The organism is Pseudomonas sp. SDI (assembly GCF_003105155.1).
In the GTDB taxonomy this organism is placed as follows: Bacteria; Pseudomonadota; Gammaproteobacteria; order Pseudomonadales; family Pseudomonadaceae; genus Aquipseudomonas.
This window is the reverse complement of sequence record NZ_QETK01000021.1, coordinates 65,386-88,256: the sequence shown is the minus strand read 5'-3', so window position 1 is coordinate 88,256 and position 22,871 is coordinate 65,386. Positions and strand designations below refer to the sequence as shown.

Sequence of the window (22,871 nt, the reverse complement as noted above, 5' to 3'; positions counted from 1 at the left end):
TGTCGTCCCGCGCTGAGGCCTGACTTGCTGTCAGTGCAACCGCACCCACACGCTCACCAGCAGCGTCGCCGCAACCAGCCAGGCCAGCGCCGCCAGCGCCAGCGACGCTTCCAGGCGCAGCCGGTCAACCAGCAGGTACAACGCCGCCAGGTACACAAAGTACGGAATGATCGACCACATGCCGAACAGGATCGTGGTCTTCAGGTCTTCCAGCGAGCGGCCCTTGCCGACAATGTAATGGGCTATCAGCGCAAACGTCGGAAACAGTGGCACCAGGCCGGCGATGTAGTAATTACGGGTTTTCGCCAGCGCGGCAAGTATCACCACCACCGCCGCGCCGAGGCAGGCTTTGAGTATCAGGTCCACGTCGTCTCTCTAGATTGATCAGCCAAGACCGTACTTCTTCACTTTGTCGAACAGCGTGGTCTTGGCCATGCCCAGCTCCTGGCTGGCCTGGCTCAAGTTGCCGCCGCTACGCTGCAGGGCATCGCCGAGCAAGTTGCGTTCGAACGCCTCCACGGCTTCGGCAAAGCCCAGGCTCTGCGCCACCGCCGCGCCGGTTTTCTTGAACGCCGGCAAGCCCAGGGCAAAGCGCTCGGCGACGTTGCGCAGTTCGCGCACGTTGCCCGGCCAGTCATGGGCCATCAGCCGCGACAGGGTCTGGCTGTCGAGCTGCGGCACCTCGCGGTCGAAGCGCAACGACGACTGTTGGAGGAAGTGCTCGAACAGCTGCAGGATGTCCTCGCGCCGCTCGCGCAGCGGCGGCAGTTCGAGGGTGACGACGTTGAGCCGGTAATACAGGTCGCTACGGAACTGCCCGCTCTGGCCCAGGGCATCCAGGTCGGACTTGGTTGCGGCAATTACCCGGCAATCGACGGCGATGCTCTGGTTCGAGCCAAGCCGCTCCAGGGTGCGCTCCTGCAACACGCGCAGCAGTTTGATCTGCAGGTTCAGCGGCATGCTCTCGACTTCGTCGAGAAACAGCGTGCCGCCATTGGCATGCTCGATCTTGCCGATCCGGCGTTTTCCGGCGCCGGTAAAGGCATTCGCCTCATGGCCGAAAATCTCGCTTTCGAACAGGTTCTCCGGTAGCCCGCCACAGTTCAGCGCCACGAACGGCTGGCCCTGACGCCGGCTGAAATCATGCAGGCAGCGCGCAACCAGCTCTTTACCGGTACCGGTCTCGCCTTCGATCAACACGTTGGCCGAGGTGTCGGCGACGTTGGCGATCAACTCGCGTAGGTTGTGCATGGCTGGCGAGCGGCCGATGATCCGTCCTTCGAGGGTGCTGCGCTCGGCCAGTTGGCGGCGCAGGGAAAACACTTCCCGGGCCAGCCCGCGTTGCTCCAGTGCACGGCGCACGACGTCGACCAGGCGCTCGGGAGAAAAGGGCTTCTCCATGAAGTCGTAGGCGCCATTGCGCATGGCGCCCACCGCCATGTCGATATCGCCATGGCCGGTAATCAGCACCACCGGCAGACTGCGGTCGCGCGCCTTGAGCCGGCTGAGCAGCTCCAACCCGTCGATGCCGGGCAGGCGGATATCGCTGACGACAATACCGGCGAAGTCGTCGCCGATGCGCTCCAGGGCCAGTTCGGCACTGCCGACGCCCTCGCAGGCAATATCTTCCAGGGCCAGCGCCTGCTGGCAGCCCAGCAACACATGCGGGTCGTCTTCGACAATCAGGACGGTAAGGGGCGATGCGTTCATAGGGACTCGGCGGGTTCAGTAGGGGCATTGACCAGCGGCAGGCTGACAACGAACGCGGTACCGCCGCTGGCGGGGTGTTCGACGCTGAGACTGCCGCTGGCGGCGGCGGCCAGGCTGGCCGACAAGGTCAGGCCCAGGCCCAGGCCATGCTCGCCCGGTTTGGTGGTGAAGAAGGGTTCGAACAGGTGCTTGCGGGTTTCATCGTCGATGCCGTGGCCATTGTCACGCACCCGCAGGCGGTATTTGTCGCCCTGCGGTTCGCCTTCCAGCCACAACTGCGGCAGCGGCACGGCGGCCATGGCGTCGAGGGCGTTACCAATCAGGTTGACCAGGATCTGCTCCAGGCGCGTCTGGTCGATGGCCAGTTGCTGGTCCGTGTAATCGGCATGCAACGTCAGCCCACAACGTTCGATGCGCGCCGCCAGCACCTGCTGGGCGGCGGCCACGGCCTTGGCCAGCGACGCCTGGCCGCGGTCGTCGCCACGCCGGGCGAACGAGCGCAGGCTGGCGGTGATGCGGCCCATGCGGTCGATCAGGTCGTTCATGGTGCGCAGGTTGGCGCTGGCGGTTTCCAGTGCGCCGCGTTCGAGGAAGCGTACGGTATTGCCCGACAGCGTGCGCAGGGCCGCCAGCGGCTGGTTCAGTTCGTGGGCGATGCTGGTCGACATCTGCCCGATGGCCGCCAGCTTGCCGGCCTGTACCAGCTCGTCCTGGGCATGCCGCAAGGTCTGTTCGGCATGCCGGCGCTCGCGGATCTGGCCCTTGAGGCGCTCGTTGCTGGCGCGCAGGTCGGCGGTGCGTTCGGTGATCTTGCGTTCGAGCTGGTTGTTGGCTTCTTCCAGCGCCTCGCGCGCCGCCAGGCGGGTGGCGATGACCTTGCGCCGCTCGTTCCAGGCGATCAGCACAATGGCCAGCAGGGCGAAGGCGATGGCCACCAGCACGCCCTGCACGATCGACTCGCGGCGCAGGTCCTGCAGCGGCGTGAGCAGGGTGAAATGCCAGGGCGTGTCGATCAGTCGGCGGGTTTGCGCCAGGTAGGTGACTTCATGGGGGCCATCGCCGAGCTCGGCATTGGCCGGGAAGGTCAGCTTCTCGACGCCGTCGGCGAGTTTTTCCCGCGCCAGCGGCTGCAGTTCGTTCAGCGGGAACCAGTAGTACTGCAGGCTGCGCGCCAGGCGCTCCTTGGTCTCTGGGGTGAGCGGGCGCACCGACTTGAGTCGCCGTGCCGGGTCGCTGGAGAGAATGATGATGCCGTTCTCATCGCTGACAAAGGCCTCCAGGCGGGCGCGTTGCCAGCGCTCCTCCATGGCTTCCAGGCGCACCTTGATCACCGCGACGCCAATGATCTTGCCGTGTTCTTCCAGACCGTGGGCCAGGTAGTAACCGGGTTCGCCGGTGGTGCTGCCGATCCCATAGAAACGGCCCGGCTGGCCACGCACGGCGTCCTGGAAATAGGCACGGAACGACAAGTCTTCACCGAGGAAACTGTCGACGTCGCGCCAGTTGCTGGTGGCCTGCACGCGGCCGCTGGTGTCGAGGACGAAGATCGTTCGGCTGCGGCTGCGCCGGTTCAGGCCCTCGAGGTATTCGTTGACCGCCTGGCGGTGTTCGCCCTCGGGTTCGGTGAGCAGGCTGGAAACGCTGTCTTCCAGTTCCAGCAGGCTCGGCAGGTAGGTGTACTTGCTGATCTCGCTCTCGACCGCGCGCGCGTTCAGCTCGAGCTGGCGCTCGCCGTTCTCGCTCAAGCTGCGAATGCCGTTGTGCTCGCTGATCAGAAAGCCGATGACGCCCAGGCCGATCATCAGCAGGATGATCAGCGGCGGAAGGAACAAATGGCGGATCAGACGGGGTTTCACGGCAAGGGCAGGCTTGGCTGGGCGAAAGAGCGTGGGATCGCATTTCATCACAGAGGGCCTTGTTACCACCAGCACCCGCTGTCCGGCAGGTGCCGGGCAGCGGGCAGTGGTTGGATCAGTGTTGCAGGATCTTGCTCAGGAAGTGCTGGGTACGCGGGTCGCGGGCTTCGCTGTCGCCGAAGAACTGCTCCTTGGTGCAGTCCTCGATGATGTTGCCCTTGTCCATGAAGATGACCCGGTTGGCGACCTTGCGGGCAAAGCCCATTTCGTGGGTCACGCACATCATGGTCATGCCTTCGTGGGCCAGTTCGACCATCACGTCGAGTACTTCGCTGACCATTTCCGGGTCCAGTGCCGAGGTCGGCTCGTCGAACAGCATGACGATCGGGTCCATCGACAGTGCGCGGGCAATCGCCACGCGCTGCTGCTGGCCGCCGGAGAGCTGGCCCGGGTGCTTCTTGGCATGTGCGCTCAGGCCTACGCGATCGAGCAGGGCCAGGCCCTTCTTGGTCGCTTCGGCTTCGCTGCGACCGAGGACCTTGCGCTGGGCAATGGTCAGGTTCTCGGTGATGCTCAGGTGCGGGAACAGCTCGAAGTGCTGGAACACCATGCCCACCCGCGAACGCAGTTTCGGCAGGTTGGTCTTTGGGTCGGCAATCGACGTGCCGTCGACGATGATGTCGCCCTTCTGGAACGGTTCCAGCGCGTTGACGCACTTGATCAGGGTCGACTTACCCGAACCGGACGGACCGCAGACCACCACGACCTCGCCTTTCTTCACTTCGGTGTTGCAGTCGGTCAGAACCTGGAAGTCCCCGTACCACTTGTTGACGTTCTTGATGGAGATCATACGGTTATCCTTTTCTGCAGACGCTTGACCAGGAAGGAAGCGGAGAAGCTGATGACGAAGTACACGGCACCGGCGAAGACCAGGAACTCGTTGGAGCGCCCGATGATGTCGCCACTGGCACGTGCCGAGTTAAGGAAGTCGACCAGGCCGACGGTATAAACCAGCGAGGTGTCCTGGAACAGGATGATGCTCTGCTGCAGCAGCAGCGGGGTCATCTTGCGGAACGCCTGCGGCAGGATGATCAGGCGCATGGTTTGACCATAGGTCATGCCCAGCGCTTGTGCGGCGCCCATCTGGCCCTTGGAGATCGATTGCACACCGGCACGGACGATTTCGCAGAAGTACGCCGCCTCGAACATCATGAAGGCCACGACGCAGGAGGTGAACGCGCCGATCGGGGTGTCTTCGCCGGTGATCCAGCGCAGCACGAACGGCACCGCCAGGTAGAACCAGGTGATCACCAGCAGCAGCGGGATGGAGCGGAAGTAGTTGACGTAGGCGCCGGCGATGTTGGCCATCAGCTTGTTCGACGACAGGCGCATGAGCGCCAGCACGGTGCCCAGGGCAATACCGCCGACCACGCCCATGACCATCAGTTGCAGGGTCATGACCATGCCGTTCCACAGGCCCGGCAGGGCAGGGATGATTCCACTGAAGTCCATTATTTACCCCCCACGGAGATCAGGCCGGGTACGGCGACTTTCTTCTCGATCAGGCGCATCAGCAACATCAGCCCCATGTTCAGGGTGAAGTAGATCAGCGTGGCCAGGGTGAAGGCCTCGAACAGGTTGGCGGAGAACTCGGCGGTCTGCTTGGTTTGCGCCAGCAGTTCCATCAGACCGATCAGCGAGGCCACCGAGGAGTTCTTGAACACGTTCAGGAATTCCGAGGTAAGCGGCGGAATGATGATCCGGTAGGCTTGCGGCAGCAGTACGTTCTTGTAGATCTGCGCCAGGCTGAAGCCCATGGCCCGGGCGGCGGCTTCCTGGCCGCGCGGCAGCGCCTGAATGCCGGTGCGCACTTGTTCGCAGACGCGCGCGGCGGTGAACAGACCCAGGCAGATCACCACGCTGATCAGTGCCGAGGTGGTCGGGTTGAGGTCTTGCTTGAACCATTCCTGCAGGCCTTCAGGCAGCAGGTCCGGTACCAGGAAGTACCAGATGAACAGCTGTACCAGCAGCGGCACGTTACGGAACAGTTCCACGTAGCAGGTGGCGATACCGGATACCACACGGTTCGGCACGGTACGCATGACGCCGAGCAGCGAACCCAGTAGCAGCGCGATGATCCAGGCGGTCACGGCAATCAGGATGGTCCAGCCCAGACCGGTAATGTACCAGTCGAGGTAGGTCTCGCTGCCCACGCCAGTGGACTTGAAGAATACGCCCCAGTCCCAGTTGTAATTCATCGGGGTCTCCCCTCAGATCGGTTGTTTCACGGGCACCTTCGAGCATCCGGGGGCGCGCACGGCGCCCTCGGATGAAAGGTTAGACACTAACTAGCTGGGGTTCAGGACTTCTTTTCGTCTGCAGCTTTGTCGGTAGGGTTGGCGATCAACGCCTTGAGCTCGTCGCTCATCGGGAAGTTCAGGTTCAGGCCTTTTGGCGGGACTGGCTGGTTGAACCATTTGTCGTAGATCTTGTTGATCTCACCGGACTTGTAGAGGGCGACGATGGCCTTGTCGACCGCTGCCTTGAACGGTGCGTCTTCTTTGCGGACCATGCAGCCGTAGATTTCATAGGACTGTGGGGTGCCGACGATAGCCCAGCCTTTCGGGTCTTTGGCCTTGGCCATTTCGCCGGCGAGCAGGGCGTCGTCCATCATGAAGGCCACGGCGCGGCCGGATTCGAGCATCTGGAACGACTCGCCATGGTCTTTGGCGGAGATGACGTTCATTTTCATCTGCTTGTCGGCGTTCATCGCCTTGAGGATGCGCTCGGAGGTGGTACCGGCGGTGGTCACCACGTTCTTGCCGGCCAGATCGGAGAACTCCTTGTACTTGGCGTTTTCCGGCTTGCCGCCTTCGGCCTTGGTCAGCAGGCGGGTGCCCACTTCGAAGATGCCCACCGAGAACGCGACCTGCTGCTGGCGCTCGACGTTGTTGGTGGTGGAGCCGCATTCGACGTCCACGGTGCCGTTCTGCACCAGCGGGATACGGGTTTGCGAGGTGACCAGGTTGTATTTGACTTCCAGGTCTTTGAGGTCCAGGTCCTTTTTCAGCGACTCGACGATGGCGACCTGGATGTCATGCGAATAGCCGACCGGCTTGCCCGATGCGTCGGCGATGTAGGAGAACGGAATGGAGGCGTCGCGATGCCCCAGGGTAATGGTGCCCGAATCCTTGATCTTCTTCAGGGTGCCAGTCAGCGCTTCGGCCATGACTGGGGAGCTGATCAGTGCGGCCGCAATGGCGGCGCCCAACAGATGGGGAACGATACGCATCAAAAAATCCTCGACGTTGTTTTTTTTATGAGGCCGTTGGCGGGCCCTTTCGTTCAGCGAATGTTGCAATGAAGCCTTTGCGCATTCGGGTACTGAGTGTAGAGCATGACTCATGCCAAGCCCTGACTTTGATCATAACGCCGTGATTTTGCTAGGTATTAAAGTTTTTTGACGGGGTGGTGAAGGCAGGTAATGTACGGATTGCCGAATGGCGCGGGGTATGGCGTTCGGAAAACCGAATGGCAGGATGGAACAAAGTGTTTAGAAAGTTGGCAGGCCTTTATCGCCGGCTTTGCCGGCGATAAAGGCGACGCGGTATTACGCCGCGCGTGTACGGTTCAGCTCAACCCGCTGCAGATACCTCTCCAGCGCTTGCTGCTCCGCGGCTGTCATGAACAGCCCCATCTTGGTCCGGCGGCGTAGGATATCGTCGGCACTTACGGCCCACTCTTCGCTGCACAGGTAGTCGACTTCCCGGGCAAACAGCCCACTGCCCAGCGCTTCACCGAGGTCTTCCGGGCCCTGTACGCCTTCCAGCAGGCGCCATGCGCGGCTGCCGTAGGTCAGCGCCCAGCGCTTGGCCAGCGCCGCCGGCAACCAGCCGTAACGGGCGAGAATCTCGTCGCACAGCGCCTGCGGGGTGGTCATCTGCTCACCGCCGGGCAGGGGCGAGGTGGCGGTCCAGCTGCCTTTCATCTGGGGGAAGTACGCTGCGAGCTCGGTCATCGCCGATTCGGCAAGCTTGCGGTAGGTGGTCAGCTTGCCGCCGAACACCGACAGCAGTGGCGCTTCCCCGGTATTGGCCGACAGCGCCAGGGTGTAGTCGCGGGTGACGGCCGACGGGTTGTCCGACTCGTCGTTGCACAGCGGACGCACGCCGGAATAGCTGCTGAAGATGTCGTTGCGGCTCAGTTGGTGATTGAAGTGCTGGTTGACCACCTTGAGCAGGTAATCGGTTTCCGCCTCGGTAATCGCCACCTTGGCCGGGTCGCCGCTGTATTCGCGGTCGGTGGTGCCGATCAGGGTGAAGCGCTCCAGGTACGGAATGGCAAAGACGATGCGCTGGTCTTCGTTCTGCAGGATGTAGGCGTGTTCGCCTTCGTACAGTTTCGGCACGATCAGGTGGCTGCCCTGAATCAGGCGGATGCCATACGGCGCTTGCAGCTTCAGGTCGTCGTTGATGAACTTCGATACCCACGGGCCGGCGGCGTTGACCAGTGCGCGCGCCTGGATCGATTGCAGGGTGCCGTCGGCATGCTCCAGCTGGACGTTCCACAGCGCGCCGACACGGCGGGCGCTGACGCAACGGGTGCGGGTGAGGATGTGCGCACCCAGCTCACGTGCAGCCATGGCATTGAGTACCACCAGGCGGGCGTCGTCGACGGCGCAGTCGGCGTACTCGAAACCGCGGCTGATCGCTGGCTTCAGCGGGCTATCTGGACCAAAGCGCAGGCTGCGCGAGGCGCCGAGCTTCTTGCGCTTGCCCAGGTGATCGTAGAGGAACAGCCCCGCACGGATCATCCACGCCGGGCGCAGGTGCGGTCGGTGCGGCAGCACGAAGCGCATCGGCTTGACGATGTGCGGGGCCTTGGCCAGCAGCACTTCACGTTCGGCCAGCGCTTCGCGCACCAGGCGGAATTCGTAGTGCTCGAGGTAGCGCAGCCCCCCGTGGATCAGCTTGCTGCTGGCCGAGGAGGTATGGCTGGCGAGGTCGTCCTTTTCGCAGAGGAATACCGATAGGCCGCGCCCGGCGGCATCGGCGGCGATACCAACACCATTGATGCCACCGCCAATCACGGCGACGTCATAGATTTCGGCAAGGGTAGGCGATGACAAGCTGGTGTGGGACACGGGCGGCCTCATAAGCATATTTTTAATAGCGAATATGAACATTAATGTTCGCTTTCGAAAATGGTAGCGCAACGAAAAGGCGGCCGCCAGTCGCTTTCAATAGAAAATACTGATCGGATGACAATTAAATGAAAAATTCCGAACATCGAGCGCTGCCATCCGGGCGATGGCAGCGCGCTGGCCGTCAGACCACTTCGAGGCGGATCTTGTGCTGGTTGAGCAGTTGCGCGAGGGCGGCGACCGGCGCCTGATCGGTCACCAGGCAGTCGATCAGGCTGATTGAACCGAGGCGAACCATGGCATTGCGGCCGAACTTGCTGGAGTCGGCGGCGAGGACAACCTGGCGGGCATTGGCAATGATCGCCTGGGAAACCCGGACTTCCTGGTAGTCGAAGTCGAGCAGGCTGCCGTCTTCGTCGATGCCGCTGATGCCGACCAGGGCGAAGTCGACCTTGAACTGGTTGATAAAATCGACGCTGGCCTGGCCCACCACGCCGCCGTCGCGGCGCACGTTGCCACCGGCCAGGAGCACTTCAAAGTCGTCCTTGGCGCTGAGGATCGAGGCCACATGCAGGTTGTTGGTGATGATTTTCAGGTGGTTGTGGTTCAGCAGGGCGCGGGCAATCGACTCGGTGGTGGTACCGATGTTGATGAACAGCGAGGCGTGATCGGGAATCTGCCGGGCGATGGCTTCGGCGATGCGTTGCTTCTCGTCGCGCATCTGGTCGGCGCGCATGGCGTAGGCGGTGTTTTCGATGCTGGAGTCGTAGGCCGCGCCACCGTGGTAACGGCGCAGCAGGTTCACTTCGGCAAGCTGGTTGATGTCACGGCGGATGGTTTGCGGGGTGACGACGAACAACTGCGCCATTTCTTCGATACTGACGTAGCCGCGTTCGCGCACCAGTTCGAGGATTTGTTGTTGGCGTGGGGGCAGATTCATGGGCGGTCCTTGGGGCTGCCGGGCAAATTGTCCCATGATGCCGTAGGAATCGCCTGGCGGCCAGTGTGGGTCTCAAGGACGCTACCTGCCATGTGGGAGCGGGCCTGTACCGTGATCGGCCGCAGAGCGGCCGTGCATCAGGTAGAGGCCTGTGGGCACTCTGGCCCGGCTTCATCGCGGGACGAGTCGGGTCGCCGCATCGCCGCTCCCACACGGTCACCCGATCAGTTCTGCTCAGCGACGCTGGTCTTTCCCTGGCGATTCTCGATTTCGTTGATCAGGCGCTTGGCCAAGGCCGGGTAGTTTTCGTCGAAGTGGTGACCGCCTGGCAGTTTCAGGCGCTCGCCCACCGCGGTGTGGTCGGTGCAGCCGCTCTCGTCGGTTTCTTCCTCGCCATAGATACACACCACCTTGGCGGCCGGCATGCGGGCCATTTCCGGCCCGGTCGGGGCTTCCTTGCCGGCGTTGCCCAGCCAGCCTTCGACCTCGATCTCGAAGCTGCCGCTGCGGGCGAATGCCAGCAGGATCACCGCGTCGATGCGCTTCTGGTCTGCGTCCGGCAGGCGGTTGTAGATTGCCGGCAACACATCGGCGCCGAACGAATAACCGGTCAGTACGAAGCGTTTGGTGCCCCACTTCTGGCGGTAGTGCTGCATCAGTTCGGAAAGGTCGACTGCGCTCTGTTCCGGGGTCTTGTGCTGCCAGTAGTAACGCAGCGTGTCGATGCCGACCACCGGGTAGCCCAGCTTGGCCATCTCGCCGGCGACATCGCGGTCGAGGTCGCGCCAGCCACCGTCACCAGACAGGAACAGGGTTACGGTGTCGGTGGTTTGTCCGGCCGGGACTTCCACCACCGGAATGCTCATGGCGTTGCCGTCGTTGCCGATCAGCGCTTGGGTGAGCTGGGCCTTGAGCACTTGTGGCAGGTGAATGTCGTAATCGCTGATGCTGGTTTCGGCATTCGCCTGGTCGCGCACGAAGGCCGCGCTGGCATCGTCCGGGTTGTCGTTCCAGGCCACGCTCCAGTGACCGTGCGCCGCCGCTTTCGGCAGCGCTGCGGTGCAGCCCGGTTGTTCCAGGTTGAAGTCCACCGAGATCGCCTGGGCCTTGTCGTCGGTTTGCCCGGCCAGCCAGCTCCAGGCCAGGTTGGCGCCTGGGCCGATACCGGCGACCAGGGTCGGCGTACCCTGCAATTGTTGCAGCGATTGGTGCAGCGCCTGCTGCTGCAGGTTGCAGTCGGCCGGTGGCAATACCACCTGCACCAGTTGCGCTTCGCCGCTCTGGCTCAGGTCGAGCAACTGCTTGTCGCTGAGCAGTTGCTCCTGCGGCACGGCAATCGCCACGCGGGCCTTGGCCTTGGTGCCGGGGGTGACCCGCACCAGGCTGCTGCCGTCGGCCAGGGTCAGGTGTTCCAGGCGCGCCTCTGGCGCCGGCCGCGTCCACAGCCAGAAGGCCGCGGCGGCAGCCAGCAGGGCCGCCAGCACGGCAGCCAGTACGTACAACCCATAGCGTCGAATCATCAGCGTTTCACCAATCCAGTCAGGCCGCCCGCGATCAGGGCGGCAGTGTCGGCCAATGCAACCAGCGGATCGAGTCCGGCAGGCACGGCCATGTAGCGGGGTTCCCAGTCGGGTTGGAACTTGTCTTTGAAGCGGCGCAGGCCCTGGAAGTTGTAGAGCTGTTCGCCACGCTGGAACACCATTGAGCCCAGGCGCTGGGTCAAGGGTGCGCCGCGCCGCGGTTGCAGGCCCGACAAGGGCACCATGCCAAGGCTGAAGCGGGCATAACCGTGCTGCTTATAGTATTGAATCAGGCCGACCATCATGAACTCCATGGTCAGCTTCGGCGCGTCCGGGTGGGCGCGCATCAGGTCCAGGCTGGCCAGCTCGTGGCTGTGCGTTTCCAGCAGGTTGGCAAATGCCACCGGCTGGCCCTGGAAACGGATCAGGGCGATGCGGAAATGCTGCAGGTATTCCGGGCTGAATCGGCCCAGCGAGAAGCCTTTCTCGCGCACGTTCTTGCCGGTGAGCCAGGCATCGGAAATCACTTTCAGTTCGTCCAGCGGCGCCTGTCCCGGTTCGTGAATCTCCAGGCTCAGACCGTCGCGGGTGCCGCGGTTCCAGGTGTAGCGCAGGTCTTTCATTTCCTTGCCTTTGGCTTCCAGGTCAAAGCGCAGCAGATCGACCCGAGCCTCCTCGCCGAGCTTGATCGCGGTCAGGCCGATGTCCATATAGAACGGCAGGTTCTCCGCGCGCACCTGATAGAACACCGGGCGCGCGTGGTGAATGTCGCAGAGGTCGCGGAATTGCCAGATCATCTCGGCGCGCTGCTGGGCCGGGCCGATTGGATCGTAGAGTGCCACCAGGCTGCGCCCGCGCCGGGCATACATCAGGAAGGCGTCGTCGTCCGGGTGGAACAGCAGGGCCTTGTCGCCGGTCAGTGCCAGGCCGCCGTCGGGCTGGTCGGAGCTTTGCAGGATACGCTTGGCACGTTGCAGTTCTTCGGCTGTCGGCAGATGAATGGTCGGCCGCGCGGTGCGCAGTAGCCAGGTCAGCGCGACGATCACCAGCAGCACGGCGCTCCCCAGGGCCGAACGCAGGCCGCGTGGGGCGTCGGCGTCGAGGGTGAACTGCCACCAGAGTTTGTGGCTGTACGGCACGTCCTGATAGGCAAACAGCAGCAGCCATACTGAAGCGCCCACCACACAGGCGCTGGCCACCAGGTAGATCGGCGAGAACGGCAGTTCAAACAGGCGGCTCGGGCGATAGAACGAGCGCCGGAACAGTGCCAGCAGGCAGGCGGTGAAGATCAGCAGGCTGGCTTCTTCCCAGTCGAACCCTTTGAGCAGCGAGAGCAGGGCACCGACCAGCAGCAGGGTGGTGGTCAGCATCCAGGCGGCTGACAGGCGCCGCCGCAGGCCCTGGGCCAGCAACAGGCAGAGCACGCCGATCAGGCTGGCGCCGAAATGCGAGGCATCGATCAGTCGGTGCGGGACCAGAAAGCCCAGGTGTTGCAGGCGTTCGTCGATCTCCGGGGTGGCGCCGGAGAACAGCAGGACCACGCCGGAGAGGAATACCAGCACGGCCAGCACCGGCGCCGCCAGGCCCGAGGCAATCTTGATCGCCTGCTGGGCGAACAGGAAGCGCCGCGCCTCGCTGGCCAGCAGCAGCACACAGGCCACCAGCATCGGCAGCACGACATAGATGAGGCGATAGAGCAGCAGCGCGGCGGCCAGTGGTGCGGCGCCGAGCTGATTGGCGAAGGCCGCCAGCAGGATCGCTTCGAACACGCCGATGCCGCCCGGCACATGGCTGAGCACGCCTGCGGCCAGCGCCAGCAGGTAAACCAGCAGGAACGCGCCAAACGGCGGCGCCTCCGGCAGCAGCAGATACAGCACGGTGGCAGCGGCGGCCACGTCTAAGGCGGTGATCAGCAGTTGCAGCAGGCTCAGGCGCGCGCCCGGCAGGCGCAGGGTGCGTCGGCCGATCTGCACCAGCAGGTTATCGGCCAGCGGCTGCTCCGGCAGGCGCCGACGGTAAAGGCCATAGGCCAGCGCCAGGCTCAGGCCGAGCACAGCCAGGGCGCTGGTCGCCAGCACTGCGCTGGGCAGGCGCAACGCTGCCGATGCTGCGGGCAGGTTGCTCAGGGTGGCCAGCGCGGCCAGTGGTGGCAATGCGCAGCCCAACGACAGGCTGGCGAACAGGGTCATCCGCGCCACTTCACCGGCACCGATGCCATGCCGGGCATACAGGCGATAACGCACCGAGCCGCCGGACAGCAGCGACAGGCCGATGGCATTGCCTATGGCAAAGGCACAGAAGCCGCCCATCGCCAGGGTCGATGCGGGCAGGCTGACCCCGGCGTAGCGACTGGCCGACCATTCATAGCCGAGCAGAATCACAAAACCGGCCACCGTCGCCAGGAATGCCCCGGCCAGCGCCGGCTTTGGCACGCTCAGCATCGAGTCGTGCAGGGCGTAGATGTCCAGTTCGCTGAGCAGGTGGCGGCAGGCAATCAAGGCGATGCCGAACAGCAGCAAGGTCACTGCCAGGCCAATTGGCTGGCGATACTTGCTGAGCAGTTCCAGCCAGCGCAGGCGGTGGGCAGCGATAGGTTGCGCAGCCGTGACAGGGGCTTCGGTTTCAGGCATGTGTGAGCGCATCAATCACCTCGTGGATTGTGCGCGACAGGATGGGAATATCCGGCCAAGTTACCAATCCCTGTGGAAAAATAATGTCTGAATATTACGCGCGATCAGACGTATCCGTGTCGTCAGGATAGTTAAAGTTGTTTCACGTTGCCGGGCGGCGAGGGTGGTTTTGCTGCAGACGCAAAAAAGGCCACTTTTTTCAAAGTGGCCTTTTCTGTTGTTTGGTTGCGGGAGCCGGATTTGAACCGACGACCTTCGGGTTATGAGCCCGACGAGCTACCAGACTGCTCCATCCCGCGTCTGTGGGGCGGATTCTACAGCGTTGTGCGATGCTGTCAATCCTTAATTATTGATTTTCAAGAAATAATTGCCGGAGCTTAAATGCCGGACAAAGAAAAAGGCCACTCGTAAGAGTGGCCTTTCCTGAATCTGGTTGCGGGAGCCGGATTTGAACCGACGACCTTCGGGTTATGAGCCCGACGAGCTACCAGGCTGCTCCATCCCGCGCCTGTGATATCGAATTCTACAGATATAACTGACTGTGTCAACTTTAATTTTGAAGAAATCCTTTTTGTTCAATTGCTTAGCGCCGGTGGATTGGCTGCGGAGCAGGCAGGGCGTGGTTTGCAGGGCTGCTTTCAGCGGGATGGCTGGCGAATGAAGGGTGTGATGCCGTGTGTAGGGCGAGTGGGTTACTATCTGTATGAATTTACAGTGCATGCCGCCACTCATGTCCCAACGCAAGATCATTCACATCGACTGCGACTGTTTCTACGCAGCTATCGAGATGCGCGACGACCCACGCCTGGCCGCTCGACCACTGGCGGTTGGCGGCTCGGCCGAGCGTCGCGGAGTGATTGCCACCTGTAATTACGAGGCGCGGGCCTTTGGGGTACGCTCGGCGATGTCATCGCGCCATGCCCTGAAGCTGTGCCCCGACCTGTTGATCGTCAAGCCGCGCATGGATGCCTATAAAGAAGCCTCGCGGGAGATCCACAACATATTTCGTGAGTACACCGAGCTGATCGAGCCGCTGTCGCTGGACGAGGCCTACCTGGACGTTTCCGATAGCCCGCGCTGTGCCGGCAGTGCCACACGTATTGCCGAGGAGATCCGCCGCAAGGTCTCAAACAAGCTGCACATCACTGTGTCCGCCGGGGTGGCGCCGAACAAGTTCCTGGCCAAGATCGCCAGCGACTGGCGCAAACCCAATGGTTTGTTCGTGATTACTCCGGCCGAGGTCGAAGACTTTGTTGCGGTGTTGCCGGTCAGCAAGCTGCATGGCGTAGGCAAGGTGACTGCCGACAAGCTGCATCGGCTGGGGATCGACACCTGCCAGCACCTGCGCGAGTGGGAGCGGCTGGCGCTGGTACGTGAATTCGGTTCGTTCGGCGAGCGCCTGTGGGGGCTGGCGCGGGGGATCGACGAACGCGTGGTGCATACCGATAGCCGTCGGCAATCGGTAAGTGTCGAAAATACCTACGACAACGACCTGCCGGATCTTGCCAGTTGCCTGGAAAAATTACCGGAATTGATGGAAACCCTAGCGCTACGCATGAGCCGCCTCGACAGCGGCTACCGCCCAGGCAAGCCATTCGTGAAGGTCAAATTTCATGATTTCAGCCAGACCACCCTGGAGCAGAGCGGGGCAGGACGCGACCTTGGTAGCTACCAGTTGCTGTTGAGCCAGGCGTTCGCGCGAGGTGGCAAGCCGGTCAGGTTGCTGGGAATTGGCGTGCGTTTGCAGGATTTACGCGGCGCGCACGAGCAACTGGAGTTGTTCGGTTCGCCATAGCGACACAGGCCCCGACGGGGCCTGTGAAGGGTGCAGCGATATCAATGAGTGCCAGGGTCGGCGACCAGGCGGCCACCATCCTTGGTCAGTGCCTGGAGAAACTCCTGTTGCAGCTCCGGGTCGTTGCGGGTCAGCTCGATCAAGCTCTGTTCAAGCTCGCTCGCCTCTTCTTCAAGGCCCAGCTCCGACAGGCGTTTGACGCGGTGCACCCATTGGCTCACCTCGTCGTCTTCCAGGTCTTCGTAAATCAGTTCGTGCGCCTCAAGCAGCTTGCCGCGCAGCGACGGGCTGATCAGCAGGCTGGCGTCGGAGCGAACATTGTTGTCCTCATCGACCACCGACAGGTGCAGGGTGCCGACGTGGGTCAGGTTCTGTTCGCTGAACGGGCTGTCCAGCAGGTTCAGGCGCAACACGCCATTGCGGTCGGTGCTCAGCTCATGGATGGTCTTGCCGGCCTTGACCTCTACTGGGCGTTCGTTCCACGGCAGGCTGGTGTATTCCTTGCGCTTGTCCTTCTGGACCTCGTCGATGGCCGCCAGGTTCTGCTGCGCGCGGCCGTTGGACTGCGTGTTCATGAACGGGTTGAGCCCGGCAAAGCCATAGCTCAGCCAGTCATGGGTAACGCTGTCGGGCAGGTTGCCCAGGGCAAATACGTTCACCACGTTGGCGCCGATCCCGGCCACCACCGCCACTGCGCCCAGCGGAATCTCGTAGATTTCCCGCCATGGCTGGTACGGCGTGTAGCGATCATAACGGCGCGTTACTTCGAACTCGGTGACTTCGAAGTTTTTCTGTTCATGAATGCGCACACGTCGTTGCGGCAGTTCGAGTACCTTGGGGTCTCCGACATCGATCTGCAGGCTGTGTTCGAGCAGCTTGCGCTCGATACGTTCCTCGTGCTCGCTGCGCTGCGACATCTGGTTGGCGCAGCCGCTGAGGAACAAGGCGCCGCACAAGGCGGCGCCCCCGAAGGTAAAGGTACTTCGCTTGAACATGATTACTCTTGTATTGGCTATCAGCGACGAATACGGGCTTGCAGGAACGACAGAACCTCGTCCAGCGGCAAGGCCTGGGCCTCGCTTTCGGTGCGATGCTTGTATTCCAGCTTGCCTTCGGCCAGGCCGCGGTCGCTGACGACGATGCGGTGTGGAATACCGATCAGTTCCATGTCGGCGAACTTGATGCCCGGGCTGGTCTTCTTGTCGCGGTCGTCCAGCAGGACTTCAAAACCGGCAGCGGTCAGCTCGGCATACAGCTTGTCGGTGGCCGCGCGGACTTCTTCGGTTTCATAGCGCAGCGGTACCAGGGCGATCTGGAAGGGCGCCAGGGTGTCGCTCCAGATAATGCCCTTTTCGTCGTTGTTCTGCTCGATGGCGGCAGCCACCACGCGCGAGACGCCGATGCCGTAGCAGCCCATGGCCAGGGTGACCGGCTTGCCGTTCTCGCCCAGCACCTGGCACTTCAGCGCTTCGCTGTACTTGGTGCCGAGCTGGAAGATGTGGCCGACTTCGATGCCGCGCTTGATCAGCAGCGTGCCTTTGCCGTCCGGGCTTGGGTCGCCGGCAACGACGTTACGCAGGTCGGCCACTTCCGGTAGGGGTAGGTCGCGTTCCCAGTTCACGCCGAAGTAGTGCTTGTCGTCGATGTTGGCGCCGACGCCGAAGTCGCTCATCAGGGCGACCGAGCGGTCGATGATGCACGGCAGCGGCAGGTTCAGTGGGCCCAGGGAGCCTGCACCGGCGCCGATAGCGGCACGCAGCTCGGCATCGCTGGCCATGACCAATGGGCTGGCAACCTGTGGCAGGTTGGCGGCCTTGATCTCGTTCAGCTCGTGGTCGCCACGGACCACCAGGGCAATCAGCTTGCCTTCTTCGGCGGCGTGGACGATCAGGGTCTTGACAGTGCGTTCGATCGGCACGCCGTAACCCTCGACCAGTTCGGCGATGGTTTTGGCGTCCGGCGTATCGACCAGGCGCAGCGCTTCGGTAGGCGCTGGGCGCACGGTTTCGCGCGGGATGGCTTCGGCCTTCTCGATGTTGGCGGCGTAGTCGGAGCTGTCGCTGAAGATCACGTCGTCTTCACCGGACTCTGCCAGTACATGGAATTCATGGGACCAACTGCCACCGATCGAGCCGGTGTCGGCCTGCACTGGACGGAAGTTCAGGCCCAGGCGGGTGAAAATGTTGCAATAGGCCTGGTGCATGCGGTCGTAGGTGACCTGCAGCGATGCCTGGTCGGCGTGGAAGGAGTAGGCGTCCTTCATGATGAACTCGCGACCGCGCATCAGGCCGAAGCGCGGGCGGATCTCGTCACGGAATTTGGTTTGGATCTGGTACATGTTCAGTGGCAACTGCTTATAGCTGTTCAGCTCGTTGCGGGCCAGGTCGGTGATGACTTCCTCGTGGGTCGGGCCCACGCAGAACTCACGGTTGTGGCGGTCGCGCAGGCGCAGCAGCTCAGGGCCGTATTGTTCCCAGCGGCCGGATTCCTGCCACAGTTCGGCCGGCTGGATGGCTGGCATCAGCACTTCCAGGGCGCCGGCAGCGTTCATTTCCTCGCGAACCACGGCTTCGACCTTGCGCATCACTCGCAGACCCATCGGCAACCAGGTGTAGAGGCCGGAGGCGAGCTTGCGGATCATGCCGGCACGCAGCATCAGCTGGTGGCTGATAACGACCGCGTCGGACGGAGTTTCTTTTTGTGTGGCGAGCAAATATTGACTGGTGCGCATGGTAGGCCGTTGTCGGTTGCTTAACTGAAATGACCCCGCATTGTACGGGGGCGATTCGGCGACGTATAGGATGGCAGAGCCTGAAACTGCGGTAAGTGGATCACCGGAAAGGAAAAAGCCCGGCAGTGCCGGGCTTTTTCGGAGTCGCATCTGTGAGCGCGGGGCTTACAGGATGCTGATCGGGTAGTCGAAGATCAGGCGGATGTCGGTCATGTCTTCGTAGTTGGCAGCGTTCTCGACACCGTTTGCACGGTTCTGCGAGAAACGCAGGCGGCTGGAGAGGTCCTTGGCCGGGCCTTCCTGGATCACGTATTTGACCTCCAGGTTCCACTCGTGCTCTTTGCCTTGGGCGTTGCTGCCGTCGTCATTTTCGAGCTGGATGTCCTTACCAGTGATGTAGCGGGTCATGAAGCTCAGGCCTGGAACGCCGTATTCGGCCATGTTCAGGTCATAGCGAGCCTGGTACGAACGCTCGTTCGGGCCAACGAAGTCGGATATCTGTACGGAGTTACCCAGGAACACGGTGCCGTTGCCGTCGATGCCGTAGTTGTAACCGGTAGGGCCGGAGGACTGCTGGTAGCCCAGGCTGAAGGTGTGAGCGCCGATGGTGTAGCCGCTGAACAGGCTCCAGACCTTGTTGTCCAGGTTGCCAGCCAGTTTCTGGCCGTCATCCTTGCTGCGGTAGGCGTTGAAGTCGAAGGTCAGGCCTTGGCCGTCCGACAGTGGCAGTGCCCAGTTTACGTTGACGTATTGTTTCTTCCAGAAATCTTCGACGTCCGAGGCGTGGAACGCAGCGCTCAGATTGTCGGTGAACTTGTAGGCGGCGCCGAAAATGTTGGCCGACTTCAGGGTTGCACCGCTCTGGGTCAGGCTGTCGTGACCGGTCTGCACCTGGCTGCTCATCGCGGTGAAGCGACCAACGTTCAGGGTCAGGTCCTTGATCTCGTTGCTGGTGATCATGGTACCGGTAGCGATTTCCGGCAGGATGCGGCTGTCGTCAGTGGCGAAGACAGGGCTTTCGGTGACCATGTTGCCGTATTTCAGCACGGTGCTGGACAGGCGCAGTTTGACGGCACCGCCGGCTTCGGACTGGGTGTCCTCGGCACGACCTTCGCTATTGGTGGCGAATTGGTCGGCACCGCGGGTGCGGCCACGGCCGGTGTCCAGCTTGGTGCTGCTAAGGGTGTGGGCATCGACACCGAAGCCGACAGTACCCTGGGTGAAGCCCGACTCGTACAGTACGCGAGTACCGAGGCCCAGTTCTTCGAAGTAGGAGTTGCGCAGGCCGGCCTTTTTGTTGGCGACCGAGGAACCGTTGTGGTAGTCGCGATTCATGTACAGCAGGCGGTTTTTGATGACGAGGCTGCTATCTTCGATGAATCCTTTGGATTCATCCTGGGAAGACGCGATTGCCATTTGCGAGGTGCCTGCCGCTACGGCCAGGGCGATTATGCTCCACTTCATCACGCGCATCGTGATTTGCTCCTTTGGTTTTTAGGAAGATTACTACCATGCCCCGTTGGTTTTTTTATCGGGGTGGCTCTTTCTTGTTTGAGTCGGCGGGAATGTATATCACGCTTGCTCTTGTTGGCGATACTTGCGAAATGAACCTTTCGACAACTTTACGGTCACGTCGCAAACAGTTATGTCCCTGTCGCAAATCACGCCCCGAGTGTGGCGGGCCGTACAACTCCAGCGCTGTTTAAAGTGGCATAAGGATAGGAAAAAATACGCTAAGTCCTTGATGCCAAAACTCCCTGGTTACCCATGCCGCTGTTGTTATTTGTCGCACTTCAGCGGTACTGCAGGCCCGGTGCCGACGTTGGCTGGGGATAATGCAACAAGCGTGCTCAAACGCGTGTAGGTTCATGAAATTTTCACATTTGACCGCGCCAGGGCCGGAAAACCCCCGAAAACACGGGGTCGTAAGATCTTTTGGTTAGGGCGCAGAGCACGTTGCGGAATAAGTCAAAATTTGGACTTTGAAGTCAAAGCGTTACCGTTACCCGGGGCAGTTGGGTAGTTTGCGGATGTCGGTTGTGCACATCCGGGGCGCGTGGCGCTATTTTGGTGCGAAAAGTAGCGTTTTCGCCTAGCCAGCCTTGCCGCGGGTGACATGGAGCGGGTGCCGGGCCTGGAAAACCAGCAGCGGATCGAGGCATTGCGCCACAGGCTGGCGGTCGACGGTGTCGGTGTGCGCGGTTCGGCGGTATCCTGCGTGCATGGCTCGCTGATGGCGGGTATCAATCGAAAGTGTGAGGAGGTTGCTCTGTGTTTGCTTTGGATGCACGTCTTGAACAGGACACCTATGTGCTGGGGGACTTTCCACTGTGCCGCCTGCTACTGAGCAGGGATGCCAACTATCCATGGTTCATTCTGGTGCCGCGGCGTGCCGATGTCAGCGAATTGTTTCAACTTGATGACAGTGACCGGCAGCAACTCTGGAACGAGACGACTGCGCTGGCCGAGACACTTAAGCGCTGCTTCGCGGCCGACAAGATGAATGTGGCGACCCTGGGCAACGTGGTCAGCCAACTGCATATGCATGTGATCGTGCGGCGTCGTGGCGATGTTGCCTGGCCGGCCCCTGTCTGGGGTAATAAGCCTGCTATCGAATATTCTCCTGCACAGCTTTCAACCCTGCGCCAGCAGTTGCATGGCGTGTTGGGCGAAGACTTCCAGTTTGCGAGGTAACCATGACAACGCTTGAAGATCGGGTAATGGACCTGGAAAGCCGCATGGCCTTTCAGGACGACACGATCCAGACCCTGAACGATGTGCTGTTCCAGCAGCAGCAGGCGGTTGAGCGGCTGCAGTTGCAGATGGCCGCCTTGCTCAAGCGCTACGAGGAAATGGTCGGGCAATACAGCGTCAGCGAAGAAGAGGCGCCGCCGCCGCACTATTAATAGCCGGGCACAAAAAAACCGCGACCGGCATGCCTGCCGTCGCGGTTTTTTTGTGCGGCGGGATCAGCGGCGTGGCGCGGCGATCACGTCTTCGGCTTGCAGGCCCTTGTCGCGGTTCATCACCGAGAATTCGACCCGTTGACCTTCGACCAGCACGCGGTGGCCTTCGCCACGGATCGCGCGAAAGTGCACGAAGATGTCGTCGCCGGAGTCGCGGGAGATGAATCCAAAGCCTTTGGAGGTGTTGAACCACTTGACTGTGCCGGTATCACGCTTGCTCATGTCGTAGCTCGGGGCTGGGCTGCGGGCACGGGCCGGCTTGCTGAAGGCTGCCGCGAGGTGCAGCAGGGCAGCAAGCAGGGCGCACGCCAGCGCGGGCAGGGTGCCCAACTCGGGAGTGGCCAGCAGGGTAACGCTTTGCAGTACCACGGCCAGCACCAGCAGCACGCTGGCGCTAACCTGCAAGTACTGACGCAGGCCCTTGTAGTGGTGTGGCACAGCGGGCGCGATGATCAGGTTGAGCAGGCCGAACAGTGCCAGGTGAACGGCATCCGGTTGTTGCAGGAAGGGAGCCTCGGCGGCTCTCAGGCTTGGCAGGACGCAAAGCAGCAATGCTGCTGCGCCCGTCACCAGGTGGGCGATCTTGAACATGGTGGTTTGACTCACATTATTAAGGCGGATCACGGGAAGAGCTGAAACCACGGTGCGCAGGTACATGAAAGACGCCAAAGCGTGGGGGCATTCAGCCTATGCGCCATTACCCTGAACTATTCGGCAATGACGGCACGCCGTCTATTTAACAGCAAAGCCCCCGGCTTCTCAAATCACCCGGTCGCCCGGGTGCTGCGCTGTGTCGCAGCGACGCGCACCAGGCAAGGCTGCGGCAGGCGCGAAGTCTTGCTACAGTGGGCTGGATTGACGTGTTGAACAAACATCATAGGAAGGAATGTATATGGCAATTGATATCGGTATCAGCGAAGGCGATCGCAAGTCCATTGCCGATGGCCTGTCGAATCTGCTGTCGGATACCTATGTTCTGTATCTGAAAACCCATAACTTTCACTGGAACGTCACCGGTCCCAGTTTCCGCACCTTGCACCTGATGTTCGAAGAGCAATACAACGAACTGGCCCTGGCCGTCGATTCGATTGCCGAGCGTATTCGGGCGTTGGGCTTCCCGGCACCGGGAACGTATGCCTTCTATGCCGAGCATTCCTCGATCAAGGAAACCCAAGGGGTGCCTTCGGCGGAAGAAATGATCAAGCTGCTGGTCGACGGTCAGGAGGCCGTTGTGCGAACTGCGCGCAGCTTGTTCCCGTTGACCGACAAGGTCAGCGACGAGCCGACCGCCGACCTGCTGACTCAGCGCATGCAGGTTCATGAGAAAACCGCGTGGATGCTGCGTTCGCTGCTGCCGCAGTAAGTGTTTCACGCCCAATGCCGGGTCTTATGAAGAGGCCCGGCTTTTTTATGGGCGGGCCGGGAAAGTATTCTCGGCGTTTTCAAAACAGGGCGTTTTTTGGCCTATTCCTACAATGTCGATGATTTCCGTCTGCTGGTTCGGCTCGGTTGTGCGGCGCTTTATAAGCACGCATCTAGTTCAGCACATTGCGATGTGTTGATGTCCTGGTCTGATATTG

At 61.7% G+C, this 22,871-nt stretch carries 20 protein-coding genes and 2 tRNA genes; 4 read left to right on the top strand and 18 right to left on the bottom strand.

Translation table 11 applies throughout. From position 1 onward, the window contains the following. Window positions 1–30 precede the first annotated feature (30 nt). From DCO48_RS15305 to DCO48_RS15245, 13 genes are all read right to left on the bottom strand, one after another. Complete coding sequence (locus DCO48_RS15305) at window positions 31–357, bottom strand: GlpM family protein (protein WP_165840782.1); 327 nt, start codon at window positions 355–357, stop codon at window positions 31–33. 27 nt (window positions 358–384) lie between these two features. Then, window positions 385–1,710 carry a sigma-54 dependent transcriptional regulator gene (locus DCO48_RS15300; RefSeq protein ID WP_116551452.1) on the bottom strand — a complete coding sequence of 442 codons (1,326 nt, stop codon included), beginning with the start codon at window positions 1,708–1,710 and terminating at the stop codon, window positions 385–387. After that, window positions 1,707–3,614: an ATP-binding protein gene (locus DCO48_RS15295; RefSeq protein WP_116551451.1), complete on the bottom strand. Its 1,908-nt coding sequence runs from the start codon at window positions 3,612–3,614 to the stop codon at window positions 1,707–1,709. The genes DCO48_RS15300 and DCO48_RS15295 overlap by 4 nt, the downstream gene beginning before the upstream one ends. A 67-nt stretch (window positions 3,615–3,681) precedes the next feature. After that, the gene (locus DCO48_RS15290) at window positions 3,682–4,416 is read right to left on the bottom strand and encodes an amino acid ABC transporter ATP-binding protein (RefSeq protein ID WP_116551450.1); all 735 of its coding nucleotides are present in this window, start codon (window positions 4,414–4,416) and stop codon (window positions 3,682–3,684) included. Then, complete coding sequence (locus tag DCO48_RS15285; RefSeq protein WP_165840781.1) at window positions 4,413–5,081, bottom strand: ABC transporter permease subunit; 669 nt, start codon at window positions 5,079–5,081, stop codon at window positions 4,413–4,415. The genes DCO48_RS15290 and DCO48_RS15285 overlap by 4 nt, the downstream gene beginning before the upstream one ends. Then, a complete protein-coding gene (locus tag DCO48_RS15280) occupies window positions 5,078–5,824 on the bottom strand; it encodes an amino acid ABC transporter permease (protein ID WP_116551448.1) in 747 nt (248 codons plus the stop codon). The genes DCO48_RS15285 and DCO48_RS15280 overlap by 4 nt, the downstream gene beginning before the upstream one ends. A gap of 101 nt (window positions 5,825–5,925) precedes the next feature. After that, window positions 5,926–6,858, bottom strand: a complete 933-nt coding sequence (locus DCO48_RS15275) for a glutamate/aspartate ABC transporter substrate-binding protein (protein ID WP_116551447.1) — start codon at window positions 6,856–6,858, stop codon at window positions 5,926–5,928. 318 nt (window positions 6,859–7,176) lie between these two features. Further along, window positions 7,177–8,721 (bottom strand): glycerol-3-phosphate dehydrogenase, encoded by a 1,545-nt coding sequence (gene glpD / locus DCO48_RS15270; protein ID WP_177410619.1) that lies wholly within the window; start codon window positions 8,719–8,721, stop codon window positions 7,177–7,179. A gap of 172 nt (window positions 8,722–8,893) precedes the next feature. Continuing rightward, window positions 8,894–9,649: a DeoR/GlpR family transcriptional regulator gene (locus DCO48_RS15265; protein WP_116551445.1), complete on the bottom strand. Its 756-nt coding sequence runs from the start codon at window positions 9,647–9,649 to the stop codon at window positions 8,894–8,896. Window positions 9,650–9,873: 224 nt separating this feature from the next. Further along, entirely contained in the window at window positions 9,874–11,169 is a 1,296-nt protein-coding gene (locus DCO48_RS15260) for a virulence factor family protein (RefSeq protein WP_116551444.1), read from the bottom strand. After that, window positions 11,169–13,799, bottom strand: coding sequence for a bifunctional lysylphosphatidylglycerol flippase/synthetase MprF (gene mprF, locus DCO48_RS15255; RefSeq protein ID WP_371919514.1), 2,631 nt, complete (start codon window positions 13,797–13,799; stop codon window positions 11,169–11,171). Before mprF ends, DCO48_RS15260 begins: the two co-directional genes overlap by 1 nt. Window positions 13,800–14,021: 222 nt before the next feature. Then, a tRNA-Met gene (locus DCO48_RS15250) sits at window positions 14,022–14,098 on the bottom strand. Between the two features lie 131 nt (window positions 14,099–14,229). After that, window positions 14,230–14,306, bottom strand: a tRNA-Met gene (locus tag DCO48_RS15245). A gap of 223 nt (window positions 14,307–14,529) precedes the next feature. On the opposite strand from DCO48_RS15245, the gene dinB reads away from it, so the two are divergent. Then, window positions 14,530–15,594: a DNA polymerase IV gene (gene dinB, locus DCO48_RS15240; protein ID WP_116551464.1), complete on the top strand. Its 1,065-nt coding sequence runs from the start codon at window positions 14,530–14,532 to the stop codon at window positions 15,592–15,594. 41 nt (window positions 15,595–15,635) lie between these two features. Here dinB and DCO48_RS15235 read toward each other — a convergent pair whose 3' ends face one another. The 4 genes from DCO48_RS15235 to DCO48_RS23000 form a co-directional block, all read right to left on the bottom strand. Continuing rightward, window positions 15,636–16,589, bottom strand: a complete 954-nt coding sequence (locus DCO48_RS15235) for a hypothetical protein (protein WP_116551442.1) — start codon at window positions 16,587–16,589, stop codon at window positions 15,636–15,638. Between the two features lie 20 nt (window positions 16,590–16,609). Then, on the bottom strand, window positions 16,610–18,325 hold the full coding sequence (locus DCO48_RS15230) for a proline--tRNA ligase (protein ID WP_116551441.1): 1,716 nt from the start codon (window positions 18,323–18,325) through the stop codon (window positions 16,610–16,612). 165 nt (window positions 18,326–18,490) lie between these two features. After that, window positions 18,491–19,798, bottom strand: coding sequence for an OprD family porin (locus DCO48_RS15225; protein WP_116551440.1), 1,308 nt, complete (start codon window positions 19,796–19,798; stop codon window positions 18,491–18,493). A 619-nt stretch (window positions 19,799–20,417) separates the two neighbouring features. Beyond that, on the bottom strand, window positions 20,418–20,549 hold the full coding sequence (locus tag DCO48_RS23000) for a hypothetical protein (RefSeq protein ID WP_256584078.1): 132 nt from the start codon (window positions 20,547–20,549) through the stop codon (window positions 20,418–20,420). 47 nt (window positions 20,550–20,596) lie between these two features. On the opposite strand from DCO48_RS23000, the gene DCO48_RS15220 reads away from it, so the two are divergent. After that, window positions 20,597–21,019: an HIT domain-containing protein gene (locus DCO48_RS15220; protein WP_116551439.1), complete on the top strand. Its 423-nt coding sequence runs from the start codon at window positions 20,597–20,599 to the stop codon at window positions 21,017–21,019. Window positions 21,020–21,021: 2 nt separating this feature from the next. Continuing rightward, a complete protein-coding gene (locus tag DCO48_RS15215) occupies window positions 21,022–21,231 on the top strand; it encodes a SlyX family protein (RefSeq protein WP_116551438.1) in 210 nt (69 codons plus the stop codon). 63 nt (window positions 21,232–21,294) lie between these two features. Here the strand turns inward: DCO48_RS15215 and DCO48_RS23090 are convergent, their stop codons facing one another. Beyond that, the gene (locus DCO48_RS23090; RefSeq protein WP_116551437.1) at window positions 21,295–21,882 is read right to left on the bottom strand and encodes a cold-shock protein; all 588 of its coding nucleotides are present in this window, start codon (window positions 21,880–21,882) and stop codon (window positions 21,295–21,297) included. A 301-nt stretch (window positions 21,883–22,183) separates the two neighbouring features. Between DCO48_RS23090 and DCO48_RS15205 the strand changes: the two genes are divergently transcribed. Continuing rightward, a complete protein-coding gene (locus tag DCO48_RS15205; protein WP_116551436.1) occupies window positions 22,184–22,654 on the top strand; it encodes a Dps family protein in 471 nt (156 codons plus the stop codon). Window positions 22,655–22,871: the final 217 nt, after the last annotated feature.